The organism is Bifidobacterium sp. ESL0764, from assembly GCF_029395515.1.
Taxonomy (GTDB): domain Bacteria; phylum Actinomycetota; class Actinomycetes; order Actinomycetales; family Bifidobacteriaceae; genus Bifidobacterium.
The window spans coordinates 2,149,966-2,170,183 of sequence record NZ_CP113919.1; the positions used below are offsets into that span (position 1 = coordinate 2,149,966).

A 20,218-nucleotide genomic window follows, 5' to 3' on the forward strand; every position below is an offset into this window, starting at 1 on the left:
TTGATAATTGTTCAATCCTTCAATCCTAGCGGATTTACCGGCAAGGTTCGTAAGACACAACGATGGGGACATGCCCTATTACTCAAGGGCATGTCCCCGGATCACATCAGACTGCTATCGCGAGTCTCACGCGTTGAGACGACGACGTACGACAATCAGTACGCCGGCAGTCGCACCGAACGCGACCAGGACCAGCAGGCCCAGGACCACGCCCGCGCCACCGGTCAACGGCAGCTGGGAGACGGAGGTGACGTTGTCGACGATCACCGCACCGGCATCGTCGGCACCTGCAGCACTATCTTTGGTCATCTTGACTTCGTTCAACACCTTGGGGTCCACGCTGGCATCGCCGTGCTTGGCGATGAGGCCAAGGGTATCGGCGGTGTTGGCGAAGGCGGACTTCTTCGCGTCGTCACCGGTGCCGAGCGCGCCGACATACACATCGGTGGAGGGCAGGAAGGTCGAAGAGAATCCAGGGGCCGCAACGGTTTCCTTGACGGTATAGGTGCCGTCCTTCAGGCCGTCGACGCGCAGCTGACCGTCATCAGAAGGGTCATCGCTGTTCGCGTTAGTAGAGGGCGCCGTCTTGTAGACCTCGAGCTGAGCGCCGGCAACAGTAGTGGTCGGTTCCTTGGTCGTATCCGTGTTGGTCTGATCAGTGGACTTCTTGTAGGAGCCGTTGTCGACCTTCTTGAAGTTGACGAGCTTGCCGTCGGAATCGGTGACGGTGAACTTGGCGCCAGCCAGGCCCGCGCCGTCGACCTTCTTGAGGTTGATCAGGTCGAAGTGACGGAAGTAGGTATCAGCGTTTGCAGCGCCTTCGCCGTCGCCGCTGCCGTCATCGTAGATCGAGCCGTCCTTGCAAGTGCTGGTATCCGAACCGGCGGGGCAATCCTTGATGGTGCCATCATCGGTGGGGGTGGGTACGTCAGTCGAAGGCGGGTTGTTGGAATCGTTGGAATACTCAAGGCGGATGCCGTTGCGCAACGGCTGCTCGCTCACTGCGTTCTCGTTGACCGTCATCTTGTAGGTGATGAAGATGTAGTCCTTGTACTTCTGATCGCGAATCGACTTGGTCAGATCGAAGAGGATATAGTGGGTGTCGCCAACGCGACCAGTGCTACCATTCTCACCAGCGGCGAACTCCTTGTGCGTCACCATGTAATCGGTGGTGGCAGTCAGCGTCTCGCAGCCGGAATCATTGATGCTGTCGGACGGGCAGACCTTCACGACGGGATCCGAGTCAGTCTTGTAGGTCAGGCCGGTGCCAGGATGATCGGTCATAGCATAGACATAGTGGTCGAAGCCGGTGGTCAGCGGAACCTGGCTCTTGAGCTGGTAGCTCAGCGTGCCACCGATGGAAGGATCGTAGTCCGTGGCGTCCTTGTTCAGCGTCTTGGTGACGGTGGGCGTATCGTTCTTCATGTCGATCTGGCCGAGCTTGTTACCGTTGAGCGTCATGTACTTCTCCGTGGTGCTCATCTCGATGCCGGTGCTGACCAGCATGGGGATGGAGTTCTTGTGGCCGGTTCCTTCGCCGGTGAAGACAGAGGTGATGTCCTCGACCACATAGACACCCGGTTCGAGGTTCTTGATCGTGGCGGTCTCATTGTCACCGTCAACGACGCAATAAGAGGTCCCCGGGCCGCAGTTAGCAGTCGGGGCGCTTGGAGCGGTGAACTTTGCGGGGATGCCATCCTGCTTGGCGAACTGGGTGACGAACGAACGCAGCTTACCGTTGTAGCCGTGCTTGTCGGTGCCGACAGCGTCCGAGGTGTTTGAAGTCGTATCATCTCCCGTAGTGCCATAGCCGAGCCACTTCGAAGCGACTTCGCCGACAGGGTTGCCCGCATAAGCGGAATCCGCCGTAGCCGAGCCCCTGACATTATCCAAAGCCGTTTTAGCAGCATCCTTGATGCCATCAACTGTGGAAACGGTGACCGACTTCAGGTCATCACCATCATGCGTGGCCTGGTCATATTGGCCAATTTTCAGAGCCGCGAACTTGTGGTTCGTCATCGAGGCCTTCGTGCTCTTGATGGTGATCGACGTCTTTTTAGCCTTGGACATATCGATGCTCACCGGATCGGCCGCGTTGGCCGTGCCGAGCGGCGCGAGTGCCAACAGCGTGGCTGCAGCAAGCGTGAGGCCAACAACGCCTCTGACGTTGAACTTTCTACTCATGGAAATAACTCCTCTTGTTTAATTTGTAAATCTTACAAAAATCAATAATTCTTAGGTTGCTCTGGCTGCCGCGGGCTGGGCCTGCGACAGCCCGTGATCCTTCAGTCCGGTTTGTCACGTTCGCGGGCCACGACTTTGAATCCGTTCATCGCACATGCCTCCCGACCTTGTTCAGACCGGCTTTGTAGCGTTTGAACCCGAAATAGCCCAGGATGAACGCTGCAAGCACCGCCAGGCACAACCCGATAGCGAGCCACGGCTTGTTGCCGGTAAACGGCAGATGACTGAGAGGCGGAATCGGGTTGATCTCGCGGGTGACTTTCGCGGACTCGTTCGAGTTGTTCGCTGCACTCTCCGTGGCCATCGCGCTGATGGAGCCCTTCTTCGTGCCGGTCGGCAAGTCGATGGTCCACGTGCCGTCATCCTTCACCGTTGCTTCCGAAGACGCGGTAGCCGAGCCTGTCGGCCATGTGATGGTGACCTTGGCTCCCTTCACCGCCGCCGCGAGGGCGGGCCCTGTCGGCTCGACCTTGCCGGAGACGGAGCTGCTGTCCGAGCCTGTTATCGTCACCTTCGGTGCATAGAAATTGACATCGAAGGTCTTGGCGAACTCGGAGGTCACACCGTCCGCGTTGGTGGTGACGGCCGTGAAGTGGAACTGACAGCCCTTCTTGCCCTCAGTGGTGTGTTGCTTGAACCAGCTCACCTTCGGCTTGCAGGTCCAATCCTGATTGGCGCCTTCGCTGACGTCCTTCCCGCATTCGGTGATCTCATCGTTAGCGGTGTAGCCGTTGTCTTGCGTCGACACCGTGTTGCCGCCCGACCTGGCCTTGGCCGATTTGCCCTCTGACAGGGACGACACCTCGACGTCAACATGCGTGGCGTAGACCTTGAGCGTGGAACCACCCTCGGTGGAGCTGACCTTGCCCTTGATCTCGACCGGCGTATTGTCGCCACTGGCCAGTGCACCTTCCGTCGTATGCGGCGCAGCCACCGAGGAAATCGACGGTGCCGCGTCCGCCGGCTGGCGGACGTTGACCAGCGCAATCGGCGAGAAGTGGGAGCCGACCTGCATCTCGTCAGCCGGATTGTACTGATAGGCGTGATATCGACGAACCCTGTTCTGCGCATCCGTGGCGTCAATGGAATGCGTGGTGTCCTTGATCGTCCATGTGCCATTCAGTCCGACTTCCGCGGTACCTACAATGCTGACACCGGTTTCATCGGTCACCGGCGTACCGCGCAAATCGAAGTCATCGCCGTTGTCGTAGCTGCCGGCCGCGTTCTTCACCATCACCCGGTCGGTGTAGTCCCCGTTTGCGTTCTTCTTGTTCGGATTGTCCTCGTAAAGCACAACCTTGTAGCCTTTAGTGCCCTTGCCCTTGATGGTGAGCGTGCTGGCCGACGAACTCGCCTTGGTATCGGCGAGGCTCGACTGATCGTCTGTAGAGGCGATGTCGGCAAATGTGTTGTCCTTGGTGTCATTGTCGTCATCAGAGACGCTGTCGATGGTCGGGGTTAGAGGACGCGCGACATCGAACTTGTAGAAGGCCGTGCCCACAGTTGCGGCGCTGTCGACCATCGCCTGCGCCTGCTCGGCATTCATGTTGTCGGTGACACCCGGATCCTTTGGATTATGAGCGGCATCGGCCGTACAGGAGTTGTCAAGCACCGGCCAGCTGATCAGCTTGAAGTACCCATCAAGCCCTTGATAGTTGTCCGATCCAACGGTACCGGTTGCCTCGGGGTTGTACTGAGACTTCTTGGCCAGTTTGAAGTCGATGCTGCCGTCGGCATTCTGCGCGGGCATAAGAGTACCGTCATCTTTACGGGCGATCATTTCCTGACCGGCAATCCTGCCGGCTGCCTTATCCTTGTCGCTAAAATGATCCTTGTTCTGGCTCGAAGTGTTGTCATAGAGCAGCTCTTCTGCAGCGCTCTTGGTGCTGTTGAATACGTTGGCGGCAGAATTGTGGTCGTACACGCGCGACTTTTCGCTGCCGTTCGGATTATAGTCAAGAGGCGTAGGCGGGTTGCCGTCGGTCGCCGCCAACTGCTTGGCCACCTGCGGCGTAGGCGTCAGCGCGTCGACCGGCACCCATTTGTTACCGTTCTGCAGGGCCACCCACTGATACTTGAACGAGGTCACGTTGTAGCATGGATTGTTGTGGTCGCGCTTGCGAGCCGGATCGTACCAGAAGACCGAGAACGAGTTGCGCGGGGCCGTACCCGGGTCGGTTGTATTGTCAAGCCCACGCCAATGATTGTCGTACCAATAGTGCTCACTCGCACCAGCCGAACCATAAAGCTGCCCGCCTTGATTGCCGGTATTACCACTGTTGAACGCATTGCCCCATAAGCGACCCCAATGACCACCGAGGCCATAATCGGTCACCAAGCCCCAGTTGGCCTGACCGCCGGACCAATAATACGGATGCTGGTCATAGGGCATCTGCGCTACAGGCATGTCGCAGCCGTGCTCGATTTTGTTATCCTGGCACGATCCGGGAAACACCGTCCAAGGGTAATCCTTCACCACATTTGTAGCGAAATAGGAATTGTCCATGCAGTTGGTGGCCTTGACGCTCTTGTCGTCGCCGGTCCAATTGGGCTTCGAGCCCATGCAGCTGCTGTCAAGGTCGTTCTGGCTGCCGTCAGACTTCGTGCCGTTGTTCGCGTCGGGTCCCACGATCGCGTAGATGTGGCTGAACCACTTCGCACCGTCCTTGGAGTCCTTGGTTTCCGTGGTCTCTTCGTTGTACTTGCCGGAGCCGTGATTCCAGAATTGCTGCTTGGGATCGTTGCCGCCGTCGTCGTTGATGATGTCCAAATCGCATGTCAGCGAGATCACCAGATAGTCGTAAGGGCCAGAGTGCATGAGGCTGTGGATGGTGAAACGCTCCATATCGTTTTGCGCCCACGCGTCGGCGGCCCACACCGCGGGCGTGGTGCCGCCACCGTAGGTGTTGAGGTATTGCGCCTCTTTGTACTGCGGCGCCAAGTACATGTCGCCCTTTTCACCTTCCGCAAGACCCGTACCGTGGGTGGCGCCGCCTCCAAAGCCATAGTCATAGACGATGCGTAGGCCGGGGTTCCCGCCACCGGGCACCGTGGGGTCGACCTCGTTGTGCGCCACACGCAGCACGAAGTCGAGGCGAAGCTCGTCGATCTGGGTGTCGACGCGGTTGTTCTGGCCAAGTACCTTGTAGAGCTTCGGCTGGCGGTCGGCGCCGTTGACCGTATGTTCAGTGGTATAACGCCAGCTCAGATCCTTGCGAGTGGCATCCTGAGTCGTAATTGCGGAAATCGGCGAGGCCTTGGACAACACCGACACCGATGCAGGAATTGCCGCGGCGCAAATCATCGCCAACACAGCAACAGCGCACGCCAACCTCGTCGCGAGCTTAGTACTTCTCAAAAAATCACGTCCTTCACAGAACAAACTCCGTAACGCCTCAACCCCTCGAGACATCAGTTCACTTCTTACTTCTGCATGAATGAACACCAATGAATCATCAAACGCAACGTCCAATCGTTTTACGCTTATGATTCTCATCACATCTGCACTACGTTTTATCTTGCTCAGAGGCATGACAGAAAAATGCAATTACCCAATTTTTTTGTCTAGTTATTCAGCTAATTTCACCAAAAAACGTATATTCCATGTATATTTCTATTCTTTTTTGTATATTTTTCCGGCATGACAATTTCCGCATCACAAAGGGGTTTAAAAACGTTTTTAATTTTTTACCAGCTGATTTACCACGTTGCAAAAGCCGAAAATATGCAGTGTTCAAATTCACTTTATTCTTCGCATTATCTTCACATTAAATTTCAATCCATCTAAGAAGTTACGCTCTCAGCATTATTGCAAAATTAGGCAACCTTGGAGAAGTTGCACAAAAACATCCCATCGCATGTGAAATTGCCTACTTTAAGCCATTTCCGAACATCGTTGTATTATGGTCTGCATTACAAAATAAACGATCGTGCGACTTAACTGTATTACAGAAAAGGAACCTAGGTATTACCTTGCTGTCTACGTGAACAGGTTTTGCAATACATTTTCGCGTAAATTGGATAAAAGCTAGATTTTTGTATAATAATCGTGCTGTATTTGTCCAGCCCTATCACTTCAATTTTGACACTCTGTCAACGATAAAAATCCGCATGTTCTAGCGGCTATCGCACGGCCGAACAGGCTACTCAAGCAGCCAATCCATGGCGTTGACGATCTCGATGCCCTCGACTTGGCCCAGGCCGACCGTGTCGTAGGTGACGACCCTGCGCCGAATCCCCTGTTCGGCCGAAAGCCGCGCCAACGCGCGCAACGGGGCCATCCTATCGTTTTTGACAGAAGATATATAATTTTTGATAAAAGTTATAAAATATACTATGAAAAGTCTGATTTAATTCGCACTTTTCTCATTATGACGAGAACAGTTTACCTGTTGCCGTCAGCATCCAACCCAACGACCGGCGCCCCACCACACTTCGACAAAACGGCCAACTCAGGAAACAGAAAGTGGCCAACTCAGTAAACAGAATTAAGCCAACTCGGTAAATAAAAAACGGCCAACTCAGGAAACGGAAAACGTCCAACTCGGTAAATAGAATTACGTCAACTCGGTAAATAAAAAACGGCCAACTGAGAAAACAGCAGATATAAATACTTACTGCCACAAGGAATCAGGAACCATGCACAGTTATCTTCCACGAATCTACGACAAGCTCCTCAAAGAACGTCTCGAAGCGAGCGGAGCGGTCTTGGTGGAAGGTACAAAATGGTGCGGTAAGACCACCACATGCACGCAAGCCGCCAAAAGCGTGCTCTACATGGCCGATCCCGAATCACGCGAGCAGAACCTCATCCTCGCCGACGCACAGCCAAGCGCTCTCCTTGACGGCAAAACACCGCGCCTGATTGATGAATGGCAGACAGCGCCGAAGCTGTGGGACGCGGTGCGCTCCACTGTCGACCAGCGCGACGACTTTGGCCAGTTCATTCTTACCGGCTCCAGCGTGCCGCCCGACAACAGCGAGATGTTCCACACCGGCACCGGACGCATCTCAAGGCTGCGCATGCGGCCCATGAGCCTCTACGAATCGGGCGATTCCAGCGGAGCAGTATCATTAGGCGACCTATTCGACGGCGCTAAACTGCCCGTCGCCAAAAGCGGAACAACCCTCGAACGGCTGGCGTTCCTGCTCTGCCGAGGCGGCTGGCCCAAGGCGGTCGGACAACCGGAACGCATCGCGCTGAGGCAGGCACGCGATTATGTGGACGCCGTCACCGATTCCGACATCTCACGCGCCGACAATACTCAACGCGATCCGCACCTTGCCAGACGACTCCTGCGCTCTTACGCGCGTATGGAGTCCTCGCAGTCGCCCACCGCGCATATCGCCGCCGACCTCCGCGGCAACGGAACCACGCCGAGCGACAAAACCGTGCAGTCGTATATCACCGCGTTGCAACGCATTTTCGTGGTCGAGGACATGCCCGCCTGGAACCCGAACCTTCGCAGCAAAACGGCGATTCGCACCGCCGACACACGTCATTTCGTCGACCCTTCAATCGCCGCCGCGGCCCTGGGCGTCGGGCCTGAAGGAGCGCTGAAGGATCTGGAGACTTTCGGGCTGTGGTTCGAAAGCATGTGCGTGCGCGACCTGCGCGTCTACGCCGACGCGCTGGACGGCGAGGTCTTCCATTATCGCGACAAGTCCGGGCTGGAATGCGACGCCGTCGTCCACTTGCGCGACGGACGCTACGGACTCGTAGAAGTCAAGCTCGGCGGCGACCGGCTCGTGGGCGAGGGCGCGGAAAGTCTGCTCGCGCTTGCCAAGAAAATCGACACGACCCGCATGCCGGCACCGAGCTTCACGATGGTACTCACCGGCACCGGCGCACTGAGCTACACACGTCCCGACGGCGTGATGGTGGTGCCGCTGGCCACGCTCAAGGACTGAATGCGCCGTGCGCGGAAAGCGCGGTTTGATTGCTTCAAGGTGCATCTTTCACGCATCACCGTCAAAGAAGTGCGATTTACCCGTGCCATAACGCACTTTCCGCACACCACCGTGAAAAAAGTGCACTTTACCCATGCCATAACGCACTTTTCGCACACTGCTGTGAAAAAAGTGCGCTTTACCCATGCCATAACGCACTTTCCGCACACCACCGTGAAAAAAGTGCACTTTACCCATGCCATAACGCACTTTCCGCACACTGCTGTGAAAAAAGTGCACTCTAGCTGAGCTAGAATGCGCTTTTTGACCATATTGACGGCAGCGGCCATCTATTACCTAGTCGAACACCGTCTAGCCGATCCTTAGCCAGACCCTAGCCAGCCACTAGCCAGCCCTCAGTCGACCAGCTCGGAGAACTGACTGTTGTAGAGGTCGGCGTAGAAGCCGCCGGCGGCCAGCAGCTCGTCGTGGGTGCCGCGCTCGACGATGTCGCCGTGGTTCATCACCAGAATCATGTCCGCGTCCTTGATCGTCGAGAGGCGATGCGCGATCACGAAGCTCGTGCGGCCCACCGTCAGCGCGTCCATCGCCTTCTGGATCAGCTCCTCGGTGCGGGTGTCGACCGACGAGGTGGCCTCGTCCAGGATCAGGATCGGCGCATCCTGCACCATCGCGCGGGCGATCGTCAGCAACTGGCGCTGGCCAGCCGAAAGCGAGGAATTATCGTCGAGCACGGTGTCGTAACCCTGCGGCAGCGAGCGCACGTAATGGTCGAGCCCGACGGCCTTGCACGCGTCCTCGATCTGCTTATCGGTGACGCCCTTCTTGGCGTAGGCGACGTTCTCGCGTACCGTGCCGCGGAAAACCCACGTGTCCTGCAGCACCATCGAGAACTGCTCGTGCACGTTGGCGCGTGGGACGGTCGAGGTGTCGATACCATCGATGGTCATCTTGCCGCCGTCGATGTCGTAGAAACGCATCAGCAGGTTGACCATGGTGGACTTGCCGGCACCGGTCGGGCCGACAATGGCGACCTTCTGGCCGGCCTTGACGCTCGCGGAGAAGTCGTGGATGATCGTCTTGCCGGGCTCGTAGCCGAAGTTGACGTCCTTGAACTCGACGTCGCCACGCACACGCGCGGGCTTGCCGGTCTTCGGGTCGCGGCCGAGCAGCGCGGGCTTCTTGCTCTCGTCGCTCATCTCGGGCTCCTCGAGGAAGCCGAAGACGCGCTCGGATGCGGCGGCGCAACGCTGCAGGTTCTGGAAGGCCTGCGCGAACTGCGAAAGCGGCTGGGTGAAGAGACGCACGTACATCATGAACGCCACGATGACGCCGAACTCGATCTTGCCGTCGATGGCGAGCGCCCCGCCCACGATGCACACGGCCACGAAGCTCAGGTTGCCGATCATGTTCATCATCGGGCCCATCAGACCGGAGAGGAACTGGCTCTTCCACGCGGAATCGTAGAGGTCGTTGTTGTACTTCTCGAAGCGGCGGATGGAGTCGGCCTCGCCGTTGTAGGCCTTGACGACGGTGTGACCGGCGTACATCTCCTCGACGTGGCCGTTGACATCGCCGAGTGCGATCTGCTGGCGGGCGAAGTACTTCTGCGAGTACTTCATAATCAGCATCATCACCACGATGCCGAGCAGGGAGACCACGATGGCGCACAGGGTCATGATGACGTTGTTGTAGAACATCATGATCAGCGAGCCGAAGAACAGCGTGACCGAGGTGATCAGCATGCCCAACGACTGGCCGAGCGTCTGGCCGATGGCGTCGACGTCGTTTGTAATACGAGAGAGCACGTCGCCGTAGCTGGTCTTGTCGAAATACTTGAGCGGCAGTTTGTTGATTTTGTCGGAAATCGAGCGGCGCAGGCTCTGGCCGACGCGCTGGGTGACGGTGGCCATCATCCAGTGCTGGATATAGTTCAGCACCGCGTAACCGACGTACAGGCCGACGAGCAGCCACGCGATGCGCGTGACCTCGCCCATGTCGACCGCGCCCATCACCGGCTTGCCGTGCACCATGGCGGGCAGGCCTTTGGCGATGGCGTTGGTCATGTTCTTCAGCTGGTCCGGCCCGATGATCTGGCAGATGGTGCCGGCCGCGCCCAACACGAGCGCGACGACGATGGCGGGCAGGTATTTGCGGCAGTAACGCACCAGTTTGAGCATCACTCCGCCGAAATCGGCCGGCTTCTCGACCGGCCCCCTCATTCTTGGCATTTGTTGTCCTTTTTTAAAAGATTGATATTCGGATGGACATACGAGTGGAGAGTCAACGCTCGTTCCGTCAGCATTGCTGCCGGCATCTGTCACTTTTTACACGCTTGCTTTCGATCTCTACGTAAAAGGTGACAGATAGGGCCTCTATTTGTCACTTTGTGCATGGACCACTCCAGCAAGCAAGTCAAAGGTGACAGATAGAGCGGAATCCGGCGTCCTCTCATGGCATGTCCTTGTTCACGCGGCGAGCTCGTCGGGGCTCAGTTGCGACTCGGCGATTTCCTTGTAGACCTCGCAATTGGCGAGCAGCTCCTTGTGCGTGCCCTTGCCCACCACCTTGCCGTCGTCGAGCACGACGATCTGGTCGGCGTCCATGATGGTGCCGACGCGCTGGGCGACGATGAGCTTGGTGGCGTCGGCGGCATGCTCCTTCAGGGCGTCGCGCACCGCGCGGTCCGTCTTGAAGTCGAGCGCGCTGAACGAGTCGTCGAAGACCATGATCTCGGGGTGACGGTAGACGGCGCGCGCGATGGAAAGGCGCTGCTTCTGACCGCCGGAGACGTTGGAGCCGCTCTGTGCGATCGGCGCTTCGTAGCCGCCGTCCATACGGTCGACGAACTCGCTGGCCTGCGCCACCTCGCTTGCGGCGCGGACATCGGCTTTTTGCTCGGCGCTCAGCTCATCGCGCTCACTTTCGCCCTCAATCAGCGCCAGTTCACGCTTGCGACCCTTGGCGGTAGAGGTATCGGCCACCTCGACGGTTTCGGCGTCACCAGGCCGGTCGCCATAGCTGACGTTGGACGCCACAGTGCCCTTGAACATCACCGATTGCTGCGGCACGTAACCGATCTTGTCGCGCAACGCCTTGATGTCGTAGTCGCGAACGTTGACGCCGTCGACCAAAACCTCGCCCTCGGTGGTGTCGTAGAAGCGTGGGACCAGGTTGACCAGCGTCGATTTGCCGGAACCGGTGGAGCCGATGAAGGCGATGGTCTGGCCGCGACGGGCGGTGAAGCTGACGCCGCGCAGCATCTCCTCGCGGGTGTCGGGGTACGCGAAACCAACGTTGCGGAACTCGACGGTGCCGGTCTCTCCCGGCTTGCCCTCGCGAGCCGTGCCGGACTTGACGGACGGCTCGGTGTCGAGCACCTCCATGACGCGCTGTGCGGAGACGTCGGCACGAGGCCAGAGCACGAAGACCATGCTCAGGAGCAGAAAGGCCATGATGACCTGCATCGCGTAGCTGGAGAAGACGACCATATTCGAGAAGTCGGTGAGTTTATCGGCCGGCAGCGCCGCGTCCTTGATGAGGTAGGCGCCGATCCAGTAGATGGCGAGGCCCAGGCCGTTCATCACGCTCGACATGACGGGGTTCATCGCGGCCATCGTGCGGGTGGTGAAGAGTTGGGTGTCGGTCAGGTCGTCGTTGACGCGCGCGAATTTGGCTTCCTGATAGTCCTCGGCGTTGTAGGCGCGGACGACGCGCAGGCCGGTCAGGTTCTCGCGGGCGACGGCGTTGATATTATCGGTCAGGCGCTGCATCGAGCGGAACTTCGGCATGACCATAGTCATGATGGCGATGACGAAAACCAGCATGATCGCTGTGGCAGCGGCCGTGGCCACCGTCCATTCAAAGCCTTTGCCCGCGATCTTGAAAATGGCCCAGACGGCCATGATCGGCGCGCGGAAGACCAGCAGGACGCCCATGGTGATGAACATCTGAATCTGTGTGATGTCGTTGGTGGAGCGGGTGATCAGCGAGGCCGTGGAGAACTTGTTCATCTCGGCCGGCCCGAAGGATTCGACCTTGCGGAACTCGAGCGAGCGCAGACGCTGGCTGAACGAGGCGCCGACGCGGGCCATGAAGTAGCCGACGGCGATGGCGCAGACCACGGAGCCCAGCGAGACGAGCAGCATCTTGCCGCCCTCTTTCCAGATATCGGCCATTTGGCTGCCCGGCGTCTCGACCAGCGCCGTCACCTTGGACATATAGTCCGGCAGCTTCAGGTCGAAAAAGACCTGTCCGGCGATGAACGCCAGGCTCAGCAGCATCTGCCCGATCTCCGTTTTGGAGAGGTATTTGCTGATACGAAGCATGGATCCCCTTTCATACTTCCTTGGGATTGACGGCATAATTACCGACTACCCATACATTACTTACAGTGTTAGCTATTTTATTGGCGAAAGTTATGATACTCGCCAACGCTGAACGGCGTCCGCTTTTCACCCACCGCGTAGGAGCCTGCAAACCGAATGGCCGGTTCCTAGCGTCCACGCTACGTTATGCAAGAAAACGGACACAGGCTACTCGTAAACGGCCAGTTTCTAGCATCCACTCATCTCCGTGCAAGAAAACAGCCACTGGTGAGTGCCCAACGACCTATTTCTTGCACCCATACTCAACGATGCAAGAAAACGGTCATTACCCTTTGGCTTGCTCCGACTCGTCCGCATGGGGGCCGCGCACCTCTTCGCGCCCCGCTTCGAGCCACTCCTCGTGCCGTTGCTCCCAGTCCTTAAAGGCCTGCGAGACTTCGGCGGCATCGGGACGGCCCTCACCAGGCTTGCACACCGTGAGGTAGACGATGAATTCCTCGGCCAGGTTCACAAACTCGCGGGTGCGCCGCTCCCCCATCTGCGAGAAAATCCAGCAGACGGCCGAGTCGATCTTCCCCTGATCGTTCGTGGCCTGTTTTCGTCCGGCATCGGTCAGCGAGACCAATATGTTGCGTCGGTCCTTCTCGTCGATCTCGCGCGAGACGAGTCCCTTCGCCTCCAACGCCTTCAGCAGCGCGGAAACACGGCCCGAACTGGCATGCAGCGCGACGGCGAGCTGGGTAGGCGTGGCGGTGCCATGCCGCAGCAACTGGCGCAGCACGAATGGCTCACCGCGGTTCGAGCGGTCCAGCTCGTTCCATAGCACAGACTTGCTATTTGCCGCGCTCCAGTTGAGATCGCGCAACGCCTCCTGCTCAAAACCCATCATCCGCTCCGTTCTTCATTTGCAATGGATTTAATACTAACACCCATGAATAGTTTGCGGTAGAAGCTTTCGCGGACACAGAAACATCTAACAGAAAACAACCCTCGTATTTTGGCCCCATTGGCACATGTTTACCACACTTACTACAAAGAATTGAAACAGTCGAGATAACCTTACGCAATACTGCCACGGTCGGCGAAAACCGAGTCGCAACTCCTTATTTACCTTTTTATCTCCACAAGTCACAAGTCACATATCGAAATAAGAGATTTTGGATAGCGTAGAGATTTTCGAGAGGAAGTGCCCGACGCGGGTCGCCCCGCGCCGGGCCGGCCCTAGCTAACGCCTGCTCCACCTCCAGACGACGGCCAGCTCGCAACCGACAACGATTGCGAGCAGCACGTCAACCACGCATTATCCGCGTTGGCCGCCAGAACGACGGTCAACGCCACGATGGTCTGGATGATCTCAGGGCAGTTAGAACCCTTCCTGTTTGGGGACATAATGAAATGTCCTTTCAATGTATGCCGCGCCACGACGGACGCGGCGAGGTCGATACAGCCGGCTGGCTGAACGGTCGCACAAACCTTGGTGAGGGGCCCGGCGGCAGTTCCGTCCTACCGTGAAATAGGTATTACCCATGGTGGATGGTATACTGATAATGTTGGTTGCGGAGGTGACTCACCGGAATCTAGCCGGCCTATAAAGCTTTTATCCGTTGAGGCCACAACCGACGCTGGGATGTATGTCCCTCTCAATGTATGCCGCTGGCCCCGATGCTTGACAACGAGTACCGGGGCCGAGGTGTATCTGGGGTTATAGGCCAAATCACCTACAAAAACGTCTTCCCGCCTCAAAGGATGAGCCCAAGAGACGGGAAGACGAAAAACTAAAAGTCTAAATTTCTAAATTCCGGCTGGAACCTGATCAGGCCTTTGCAACCGGACGGAGATCGGCGTGATGACGCTTGAGATACTCGCCAACCGCTTCACGAATGAGTACAGACGGACGAACCTCTTCATCCGCAGCTCCCGAGAGAACCCAATCCGCGAGCTCCGAAGTCGCGCGAACGCACCAAGTGCGTTCCTGAAGCTGACGAACACCGTGCTGTGCCTTAACTGCCTTAGCCATTTCCTACCTCCGTTTTATACATGAATATCCGTGTTACAGATAGTTTATTGTATCACCTTCCGGGTAACCGGAACAGCTTTTGGCCCAATTGTGAACCAGCTATCATTGCACAAACTACATTGATGTAAGTTTCCTTAGCATCAACACTATTAAAGGTAATACAGAATTTGGGTTTGTCAATTCCAATTTCGCGTTTCTTAGCGATTTTCACAATTAGTTTCTGATAATAAATACCGAAAACCCAATATTTGCAATACTTTAGAGACGCCAAAGGCCTGTTAAAACCTTTTAAATATTTTTCATGCTTATAGCATAATCCAGTCAAAACAAGCAAAATCGACGACATCAAACGTTCCAATAGAAACGTATCAGAGGCATCCGTTTCCGTTCAGTTTAAGAGCTCGGCTTCTTTCCCGCGATAGCGAATCAGGCTGTAACCGCCGAAAAGCACCAGCCAGACCAGCCCGGCGACGGCCGAACCGCGGGTGTCGGGAGCCAAGAACAACGTGGCGTAGATGAACACGAAGAAGAGGATCGTCAGCGTATTCGTGAGCCTGTAGGCCGGCATCACGAAGCCGTCGGCCTCGAAATCGGAGGAACGGCGGTAGCACTGGTGCGCCACCATCGTCAGGATGTAGATGAAGATGATCGCGGCGCTGGAGGCCGAGGCGAAGAGCACGAACGCGCTGGAAATCTGCGGAATCGCGTTGATAACCGGCGAAAGCAGGATGAAGCAGGCGGAGACCACGATGGCCCGCGCCGGCACCTTGTTTTTCGACACGACGCCGAGTTTCTTGAGCGTGGGCGACTTCGAGACCTCGGCCAGCTGGAAGAGGTGCCGGCCGGCGGAGTAGAGCAGCGAATTGAGCGCCGAGGACGCGGCGGTGATGACCACGAAAAAGACCAGCGCCGAGGCCCACTTGAGGCCCGCGTACTGGAAGACCATGATGAACGGGGAGGCGAAGGAGCCGTCCTTGTTGGGCTTGAACGACTGCCACGGCACGATGAGCATGATGGCGATCAACGCGCCGACATAGAAGATGAGGATGCGCATGATGATCTCGTTGATCGCCTTCGGCAGCACCTTGCGCGGGTTCTTCGTCTCAGAGACGGTGACGCCCACGAACTCGATCATCTCGTAGGAGAAGAAGACCATCTGGAAGCTCATCAGGAAGGCGAGCCAGCCGTTCGGCGCCATGGTCAGGCCGTTGAAGATGTTGTCAAGACCGGCGTGGCCTGCCGGGCTGATGTGGTCGACGCCGTGGACCTGGACGGCCGGATAGTGGAAGTTGACGACGACCATGACCACGGCGGTGACGATCAGGCCGACGATCAGCGTGATCTTGATCATCGAGAACCAGAATTCCGTCTCGCCGAACGCCTTCACAGCGATCAGGTTGATCACCGCCAGCGCCGCGAGGAAGCAGACCTCGATCAGCGGCTGCCAGGCGCGCAGATTGAAGCCGAACGTGTCGAAGAAAGTGACGAAATACGTGCCGACCGCGGTGATTTCGCTCAGGCCCATAAGGATAAGGACGATCCAGTAGGTCCAGCCCGCAAAATGGCCCCAGCCGGAGCCGAGGTAGCGGCCGATGAAATTGATGAACGTGTGCTGGTCCGGGTCGTGATACATCAGCTCACCGATGGCCCGCATCAACAGGAACATGACCAAGCCGACGAGGATGTAGACCAGAATGATGCTGGGGCCGGTGAAGGCGATCGACTTGCCGGAGCCCAGGAACAGGCCGGTGCCGATGGTGCCGCCGATGGCGATGAACTGGACGTGACGGTTGCTCAGGCCGCGCTCGAGCTGGTTGCTCTCCTCGCCCGCGCTGCCGTTGCCACTGCCGCTGCCGGGCCGGGAAGCGTTCGCCGTAGCGCTCTTTGCCGCAGTGCTCTTTGCCGACGAATCGTTTGCAGCTTTGGCGTTGGTTTCGGCATTGGTCGCAGTATTCCCGCTTTCCATTGGTGTCATCTAAACTTCCCTTCGCTTTTTGCTGCTTCAAGCGCGCAATAGTGAATAGAGTACGCCGCAAGAGATGACATCGGGGTTTCCGTGGGCGATTTGAGTAGGATTATTGTCGGTAAAATGACAATATGCGATGAAAAATGACAATAATTATTGGATATTTCCCTGCGCACAACAAGACATTTCAGCGTTTATCGCAAGCCTTCAGCCCAAATGCAAAAGTTTCGGGCAATGTCTCATAAAGTGGACTATTCCACAAGGCAAACGGAAGCCGGCCTCGCAAATCAGCCGAAATCCGCTTGAACCGGACGGGCCGAGCAAGCCCAAAGGCACACATTCGGACACCTTTACCCCCGAAACACGCGAAGCCCTTGCCGAATCATGAACCCATCGACGCAAATATCGCCTCACAGCCTTAGACTTTCGAAATGTTGGGGAAGTTTTCAGACGAGCCGCAAATTCCAGCCGCCAATCACGGCGCACGACCCGCGTGTTTTATTTCCGCCGAAACTTTCGCGTCCAAATACGCGATACGTAATACACGAGCAGGGAATCCCGTGAAAGAGGAGCGCCACATGACTGGTCAGTCGGGCACAATAACAGACAACAACACAAGCAGCGGGAACGGCGCAAGCCGTGCGAACGGCGGCACAGCAGCCGGCAACCTATCTGGCGGCGGCAGCGATACCGGCAATTTCGGAAACGGCACCGGAAACGGAAAATCCGCAAAACCCAAAAAACAAGGCGGCAACCACGTGTTGCGCAAGCTCAAGACCCGACAGATCTCGATGATCGCCCTCGGCGGGTGCATCGGCACCGGCCTCTTCATGACCTCCGGCGGCACCATCGCCGAAGCCGGGCCTGGCGGCGGACTTGTGGCCTACGCGGCCATGGGCGTGATGATCTACTTTTTGATGACCAGCCTCGGCGAACTCGCCACCAACATGCCGGTCTCCGGCTCGTTCGCCGTCTACAGCTCCAAATACGTCGACCCCGCGCTGGGCTTCGCGATGGGCTGGGACTACTGGCTCAACTGGGCCATCGCCGGCGCCACCGACATCTCCACCGCCGCACTCTTGATGCAGTACTGGTTCCCCAAATCGCCGGGCTGGGTATGGAGCCTGACGATGCTCGTCATCATCTTCTGCCTCAACGCCTTCGTGGTCTCCGCGTTCGGCGAGACGGAGTTCTGGCTGGCGCTGATCAAGGTCGTCACCATTATCATCTTCATCGTCGTGGGGCTCTTAATGATCTGCGGCATCATGTTCCAGCCGGCCGTCGGCTTCAAGAACTTCACCTATAAAGGAGGGCCGTTCATCGGCGGCCTGCCCGCAATCATGGGCGTCTTCCTCATCGCCGGCTACTCGTTCCAAGGCACCGAGGTCGTGGGCGTGACCGCGGGCGAATCCGAGAACCCGACGCAGGCGGTGCCGAAGGCCATCAACAACGTTTTCTGGCGCATCATTCTCTTCTATCTGCTCTCGATCTTCGTGATCGCGGCCATCATCCCCTACACCGACCCGAACCTGCTCGGCGCCTCCGACAGCAATATCGCGATGTCGCCGTTCACCATCGTCTTCGAAAAGGCAGGTTTGGCGGGCGCTGCGAGCATTATGAACGCCGTGGTTTTGACTTCCATCCTGTCCGCCGTCAATACCGGTGCCTACGCCTCCAGCCGCATGCTTTACGGCATGGCCAAGGACGGCTACGCACCCAAGTTCCTAGGGACCACCACCAAACGCGGCGTGCCGCTGGCGGCGCTGATCACCACGCTCTGCATCGAGGCGCTGGCGTTCTCGAGCAGTATTTTTGGCCCGAAATTCTATATGTGGCTGGTCACCGCGACCGGCCTGACCGGCTTCATCTCCTGGATCGGCATCGCCTTAAGCCACTTCCGCTTCCGTCGCGCGTTCAAGCTGCAGGGCCACCAACTCTCCGAGCTCAAGTACCGCGCCAAACTCTTCCCGTTCGGGCCAATTCTGGCCATCGTGCTCTGCTTGCTGGTGATCTGCGGACAGGACCTGCCGGGCTTCGCCTCCGGCAACTGGGGCGAGCTGCTGGCCACCTACTTCAGCGTCATTCTCGTCGCCATCCTCTACTTCGGCTTCAAGTTCACGCACCACACCCACATCGTGCGTTTGAAGGATATGGACGTGAGCTCTGCCCGCCCCGAGGTGCTGAAGACGCAGGCCGAGGCTGCTGAAAAGGCTGCATCGGTCGAGCAGAAGGCGGCGGCTGACACGGAGCGCTAAACGCCGGTCGCGCCAATAAGACTCAATAATTCTGTCAGTCTGTTGACACTTTTCATCAGATATCGTAAACGTTGTCAGCAGACTGACGCTTTCATACCCAACCAACAAAAGTTGTCACCAGACTGACACCTTTTCATTTTTTATGCTAGAATTGTCAGCAGACTGACACCTTTATTGTTTATTCGTCAAAAGTATCAACAGACTGACAAGTTTGGAGCATGAAGATGATAGACCGTCCTTATTATCTCAGCTGGTTGGAGCGCTGGCGCGCGAAAGATCCCATCAAAGTGGTGACGGGAATGCGCCGCAGCGGCAAATCCAAGATACTCGAGATCTTCCGCAACAACCTCGTTCAGTCCGGCGTCAGCCCCAAGAACATCATCGCCATCAACTTCGAGAGTCTGGACGAGGACTACCCCACGCAGGCCAAGCCGCTCTACGACTACATCGTCAAGCGTCTGCAGCCGGGGCTCAACTATGTCTTCTTCGACGAAATCCAGCACGTCGAGCACTTCGAGAAGGCCGTCGACGCGCTATACATCCGCAAAGACACCGACCTCTATATCACCGGTTCGAACGCAAAGCTGCTTTCCAGCGAACTGGCGACGCTGCTCACCGGCCGATATGTCGAGCTCAATATGTTCCCGCTTTCGTTCGCGGAATACCGCAGCACGCGCCCAGAGTCCGAGACCGACGATCAGTCGTTCGAACGCTACCTCACCTACGGCGGCCTGCCTTACACCGCCTACCTCGACGACGAACAGAGCATCGCCGACTACCTCGGCGGAGTCTTCAACACCATCCTTGTGAAGGATATCGCCGTACGCCGGCCCAAGCTCGACATGCCGGCGTTCAACGCGGTCGCCGCATTTCTGGCGGACAACGTCGGCAACCTGACCTCCGTCAACGGCATCGCCAATACGATGAAACAGGAGCATACCGCGGTTTCGCGCAACACCGTCCAGGAATACATCGTGGCGATGTGCGAGAACTACCTGCTGTTTCGCGCCGATCGATATGACCTTAAGGGCAAGTTCTATTTGCGTACGACCGAAAAGTACTATCTCGGAGACCCGGGATTCAGGTTCTGGTTCCTTGGCAAGTCCGGCGGCGACACCGGCCACCGCATCGAAAACGTCGTCTACCTCGAGCTTTTACGCCGTTATCGCAACGTATCGATCGGTAAAACCGGCAACAAGGAGATTGACTTCTGCGCCACCGACGAGTCCGGCATCCATTACTTCCAGGTCTCGCAGACCGTGCTCGATCCTTCGACCCTCGCCCGCGAGCTCGCGCCGCTGCAGGCCGTCGACGACAACCACCCCAAGACCCTGCTGACGCTGGACCGTATCGGCATCGGCGACCACGACGGCATCAAGCAGCTCAACCTCCTCGACTGGCTGCTCGACGAATAAAGCAATCGATGCAACAATCATGAGCAGGCGGCGGCAACGGTAGTGGACTGATCACACGATAAGACCACCAACGATGCCGCCGC

At 57.4% G+C, this 20,218-nt stretch carries 12 protein-coding genes; 3 read left to right on the forward strand and 9 right to left on the reverse strand.

Features of this window, described 5'->3' with window-relative positions:
* Positions 1-126 precede the first annotated feature (126 nt).
* The 3 genes from OZX71_RS08330 to OZX71_RS08340 form a co-directional block, all read right to left on the reverse strand.
* Positions 127-2,184, reverse strand: a complete 2,058-nt coding sequence (locus OZX71_RS08330) for an isopeptide-forming domain-containing fimbrial protein (protein WP_277159988.1) — start codon at positions 2,182-2,184, stop codon at positions 127-129.
* Between the two features lie 145 nt (positions 2,185-2,329).
* Positions 2,330-5,602, reverse strand: a complete 3,273-nt coding sequence (locus tag OZX71_RS08335; RefSeq protein WP_277159989.1) for a hypothetical protein — start codon at positions 5,600-5,602, stop codon at positions 2,330-2,332.
* 784 nt (positions 5,603-6,386) lie between these two features.
* Positions 6,387-6,524, reverse strand: a complete 138-nt coding sequence (locus OZX71_RS08340) for a hypothetical protein (RefSeq protein ID WP_277159990.1) — start codon at positions 6,522-6,524, stop codon at positions 6,387-6,389.
* Positions 6,525-6,882: 358 nt separating this feature from the next.
* Here OZX71_RS08340 and OZX71_RS08345 point away from each other — a divergent pair, with 358 nt between their 5' ends.
* Complete coding sequence (locus OZX71_RS08345; RefSeq protein WP_277159991.1) at positions 6,883-8,154, forward strand: DUF4143 domain-containing protein; 1,272 nt, start codon at positions 6,883-6,885, stop codon at positions 8,152-8,154.
* Between the two features lie 48 nt (positions 8,155-8,202).
* On the opposite strand, the gene OZX71_RS08350 is transcribed toward OZX71_RS08345, so the two are convergent.
* From OZX71_RS08350 to OZX71_RS08375, 6 genes are all read right to left on the reverse strand, one after another.
* Positions 8,203-8,391, reverse strand: a complete 189-nt coding sequence (locus OZX71_RS08350; protein WP_277159992.1) for a hypothetical protein — start codon at positions 8,389-8,391, stop codon at positions 8,203-8,205.
* A gap of 158 nt (positions 8,392-8,549) precedes the next feature.
* On the reverse strand, positions 8,550-10,385 hold the full coding sequence (locus OZX71_RS08355) for an ABC transporter ATP-binding protein (RefSeq protein ID WP_277159993.1): 1,836 nt from the start codon (positions 10,383-10,385) through the stop codon (positions 8,550-8,552).
* 237 nt (positions 10,386-10,622) lie between these two features.
* Entirely contained in the window at positions 10,623-12,482 is a 1,860-nt protein-coding gene (locus OZX71_RS08360; RefSeq protein WP_277159994.1) for an ABC transporter ATP-binding protein, read from the reverse strand.
* Positions 12,483-12,807: 325 nt separating this feature from the next.
* Positions 12,808-13,368, reverse strand: coding sequence for a MarR family transcriptional regulator (locus tag OZX71_RS08365; protein ID WP_277147511.1), 561 nt, complete (start codon positions 13,366-13,368; stop codon positions 12,808-12,810).
* A gap of 927 nt (positions 13,369-14,295) precedes the next feature.
* Positions 14,296-14,499 carry a hypothetical protein gene (locus OZX71_RS08370; RefSeq protein WP_277146035.1) on the reverse strand — a complete coding sequence of 68 codons (204 nt, stop codon included), beginning with the start codon at positions 14,497-14,499 and terminating at the stop codon, positions 14,296-14,298.
* Between the two features lie 388 nt (positions 14,500-14,887).
* On the reverse strand, positions 14,888-16,465 hold the full coding sequence (locus OZX71_RS08375) for an amino acid permease (protein ID WP_277160697.1): 1,578 nt from the start codon (positions 16,463-16,465) through the stop codon (positions 14,888-14,890).
* A gap of 578 nt (positions 16,466-17,043) precedes the next feature.
* Between OZX71_RS08375 and OZX71_RS08380 the strand changes: the two genes are divergently transcribed.
* Positions 17,044-18,720 carry an amino acid permease gene (locus OZX71_RS08380; protein ID WP_277159995.1) on the forward strand — a complete coding sequence of 559 codons (1,677 nt, stop codon included), beginning with the start codon at positions 17,044-17,046 and terminating at the stop codon, positions 18,718-18,720.
* A 224-nt stretch (positions 18,721-18,944) separates the two neighbouring features.
* Positions 18,945-20,135, forward strand: a complete 1,191-nt coding sequence (locus OZX71_RS08385; protein WP_277159996.1) for an ATP-binding protein — start codon at positions 18,945-18,947, stop codon at positions 20,133-20,135.
* Positions 20,136-20,218: the final 83 nt, after the last annotated feature.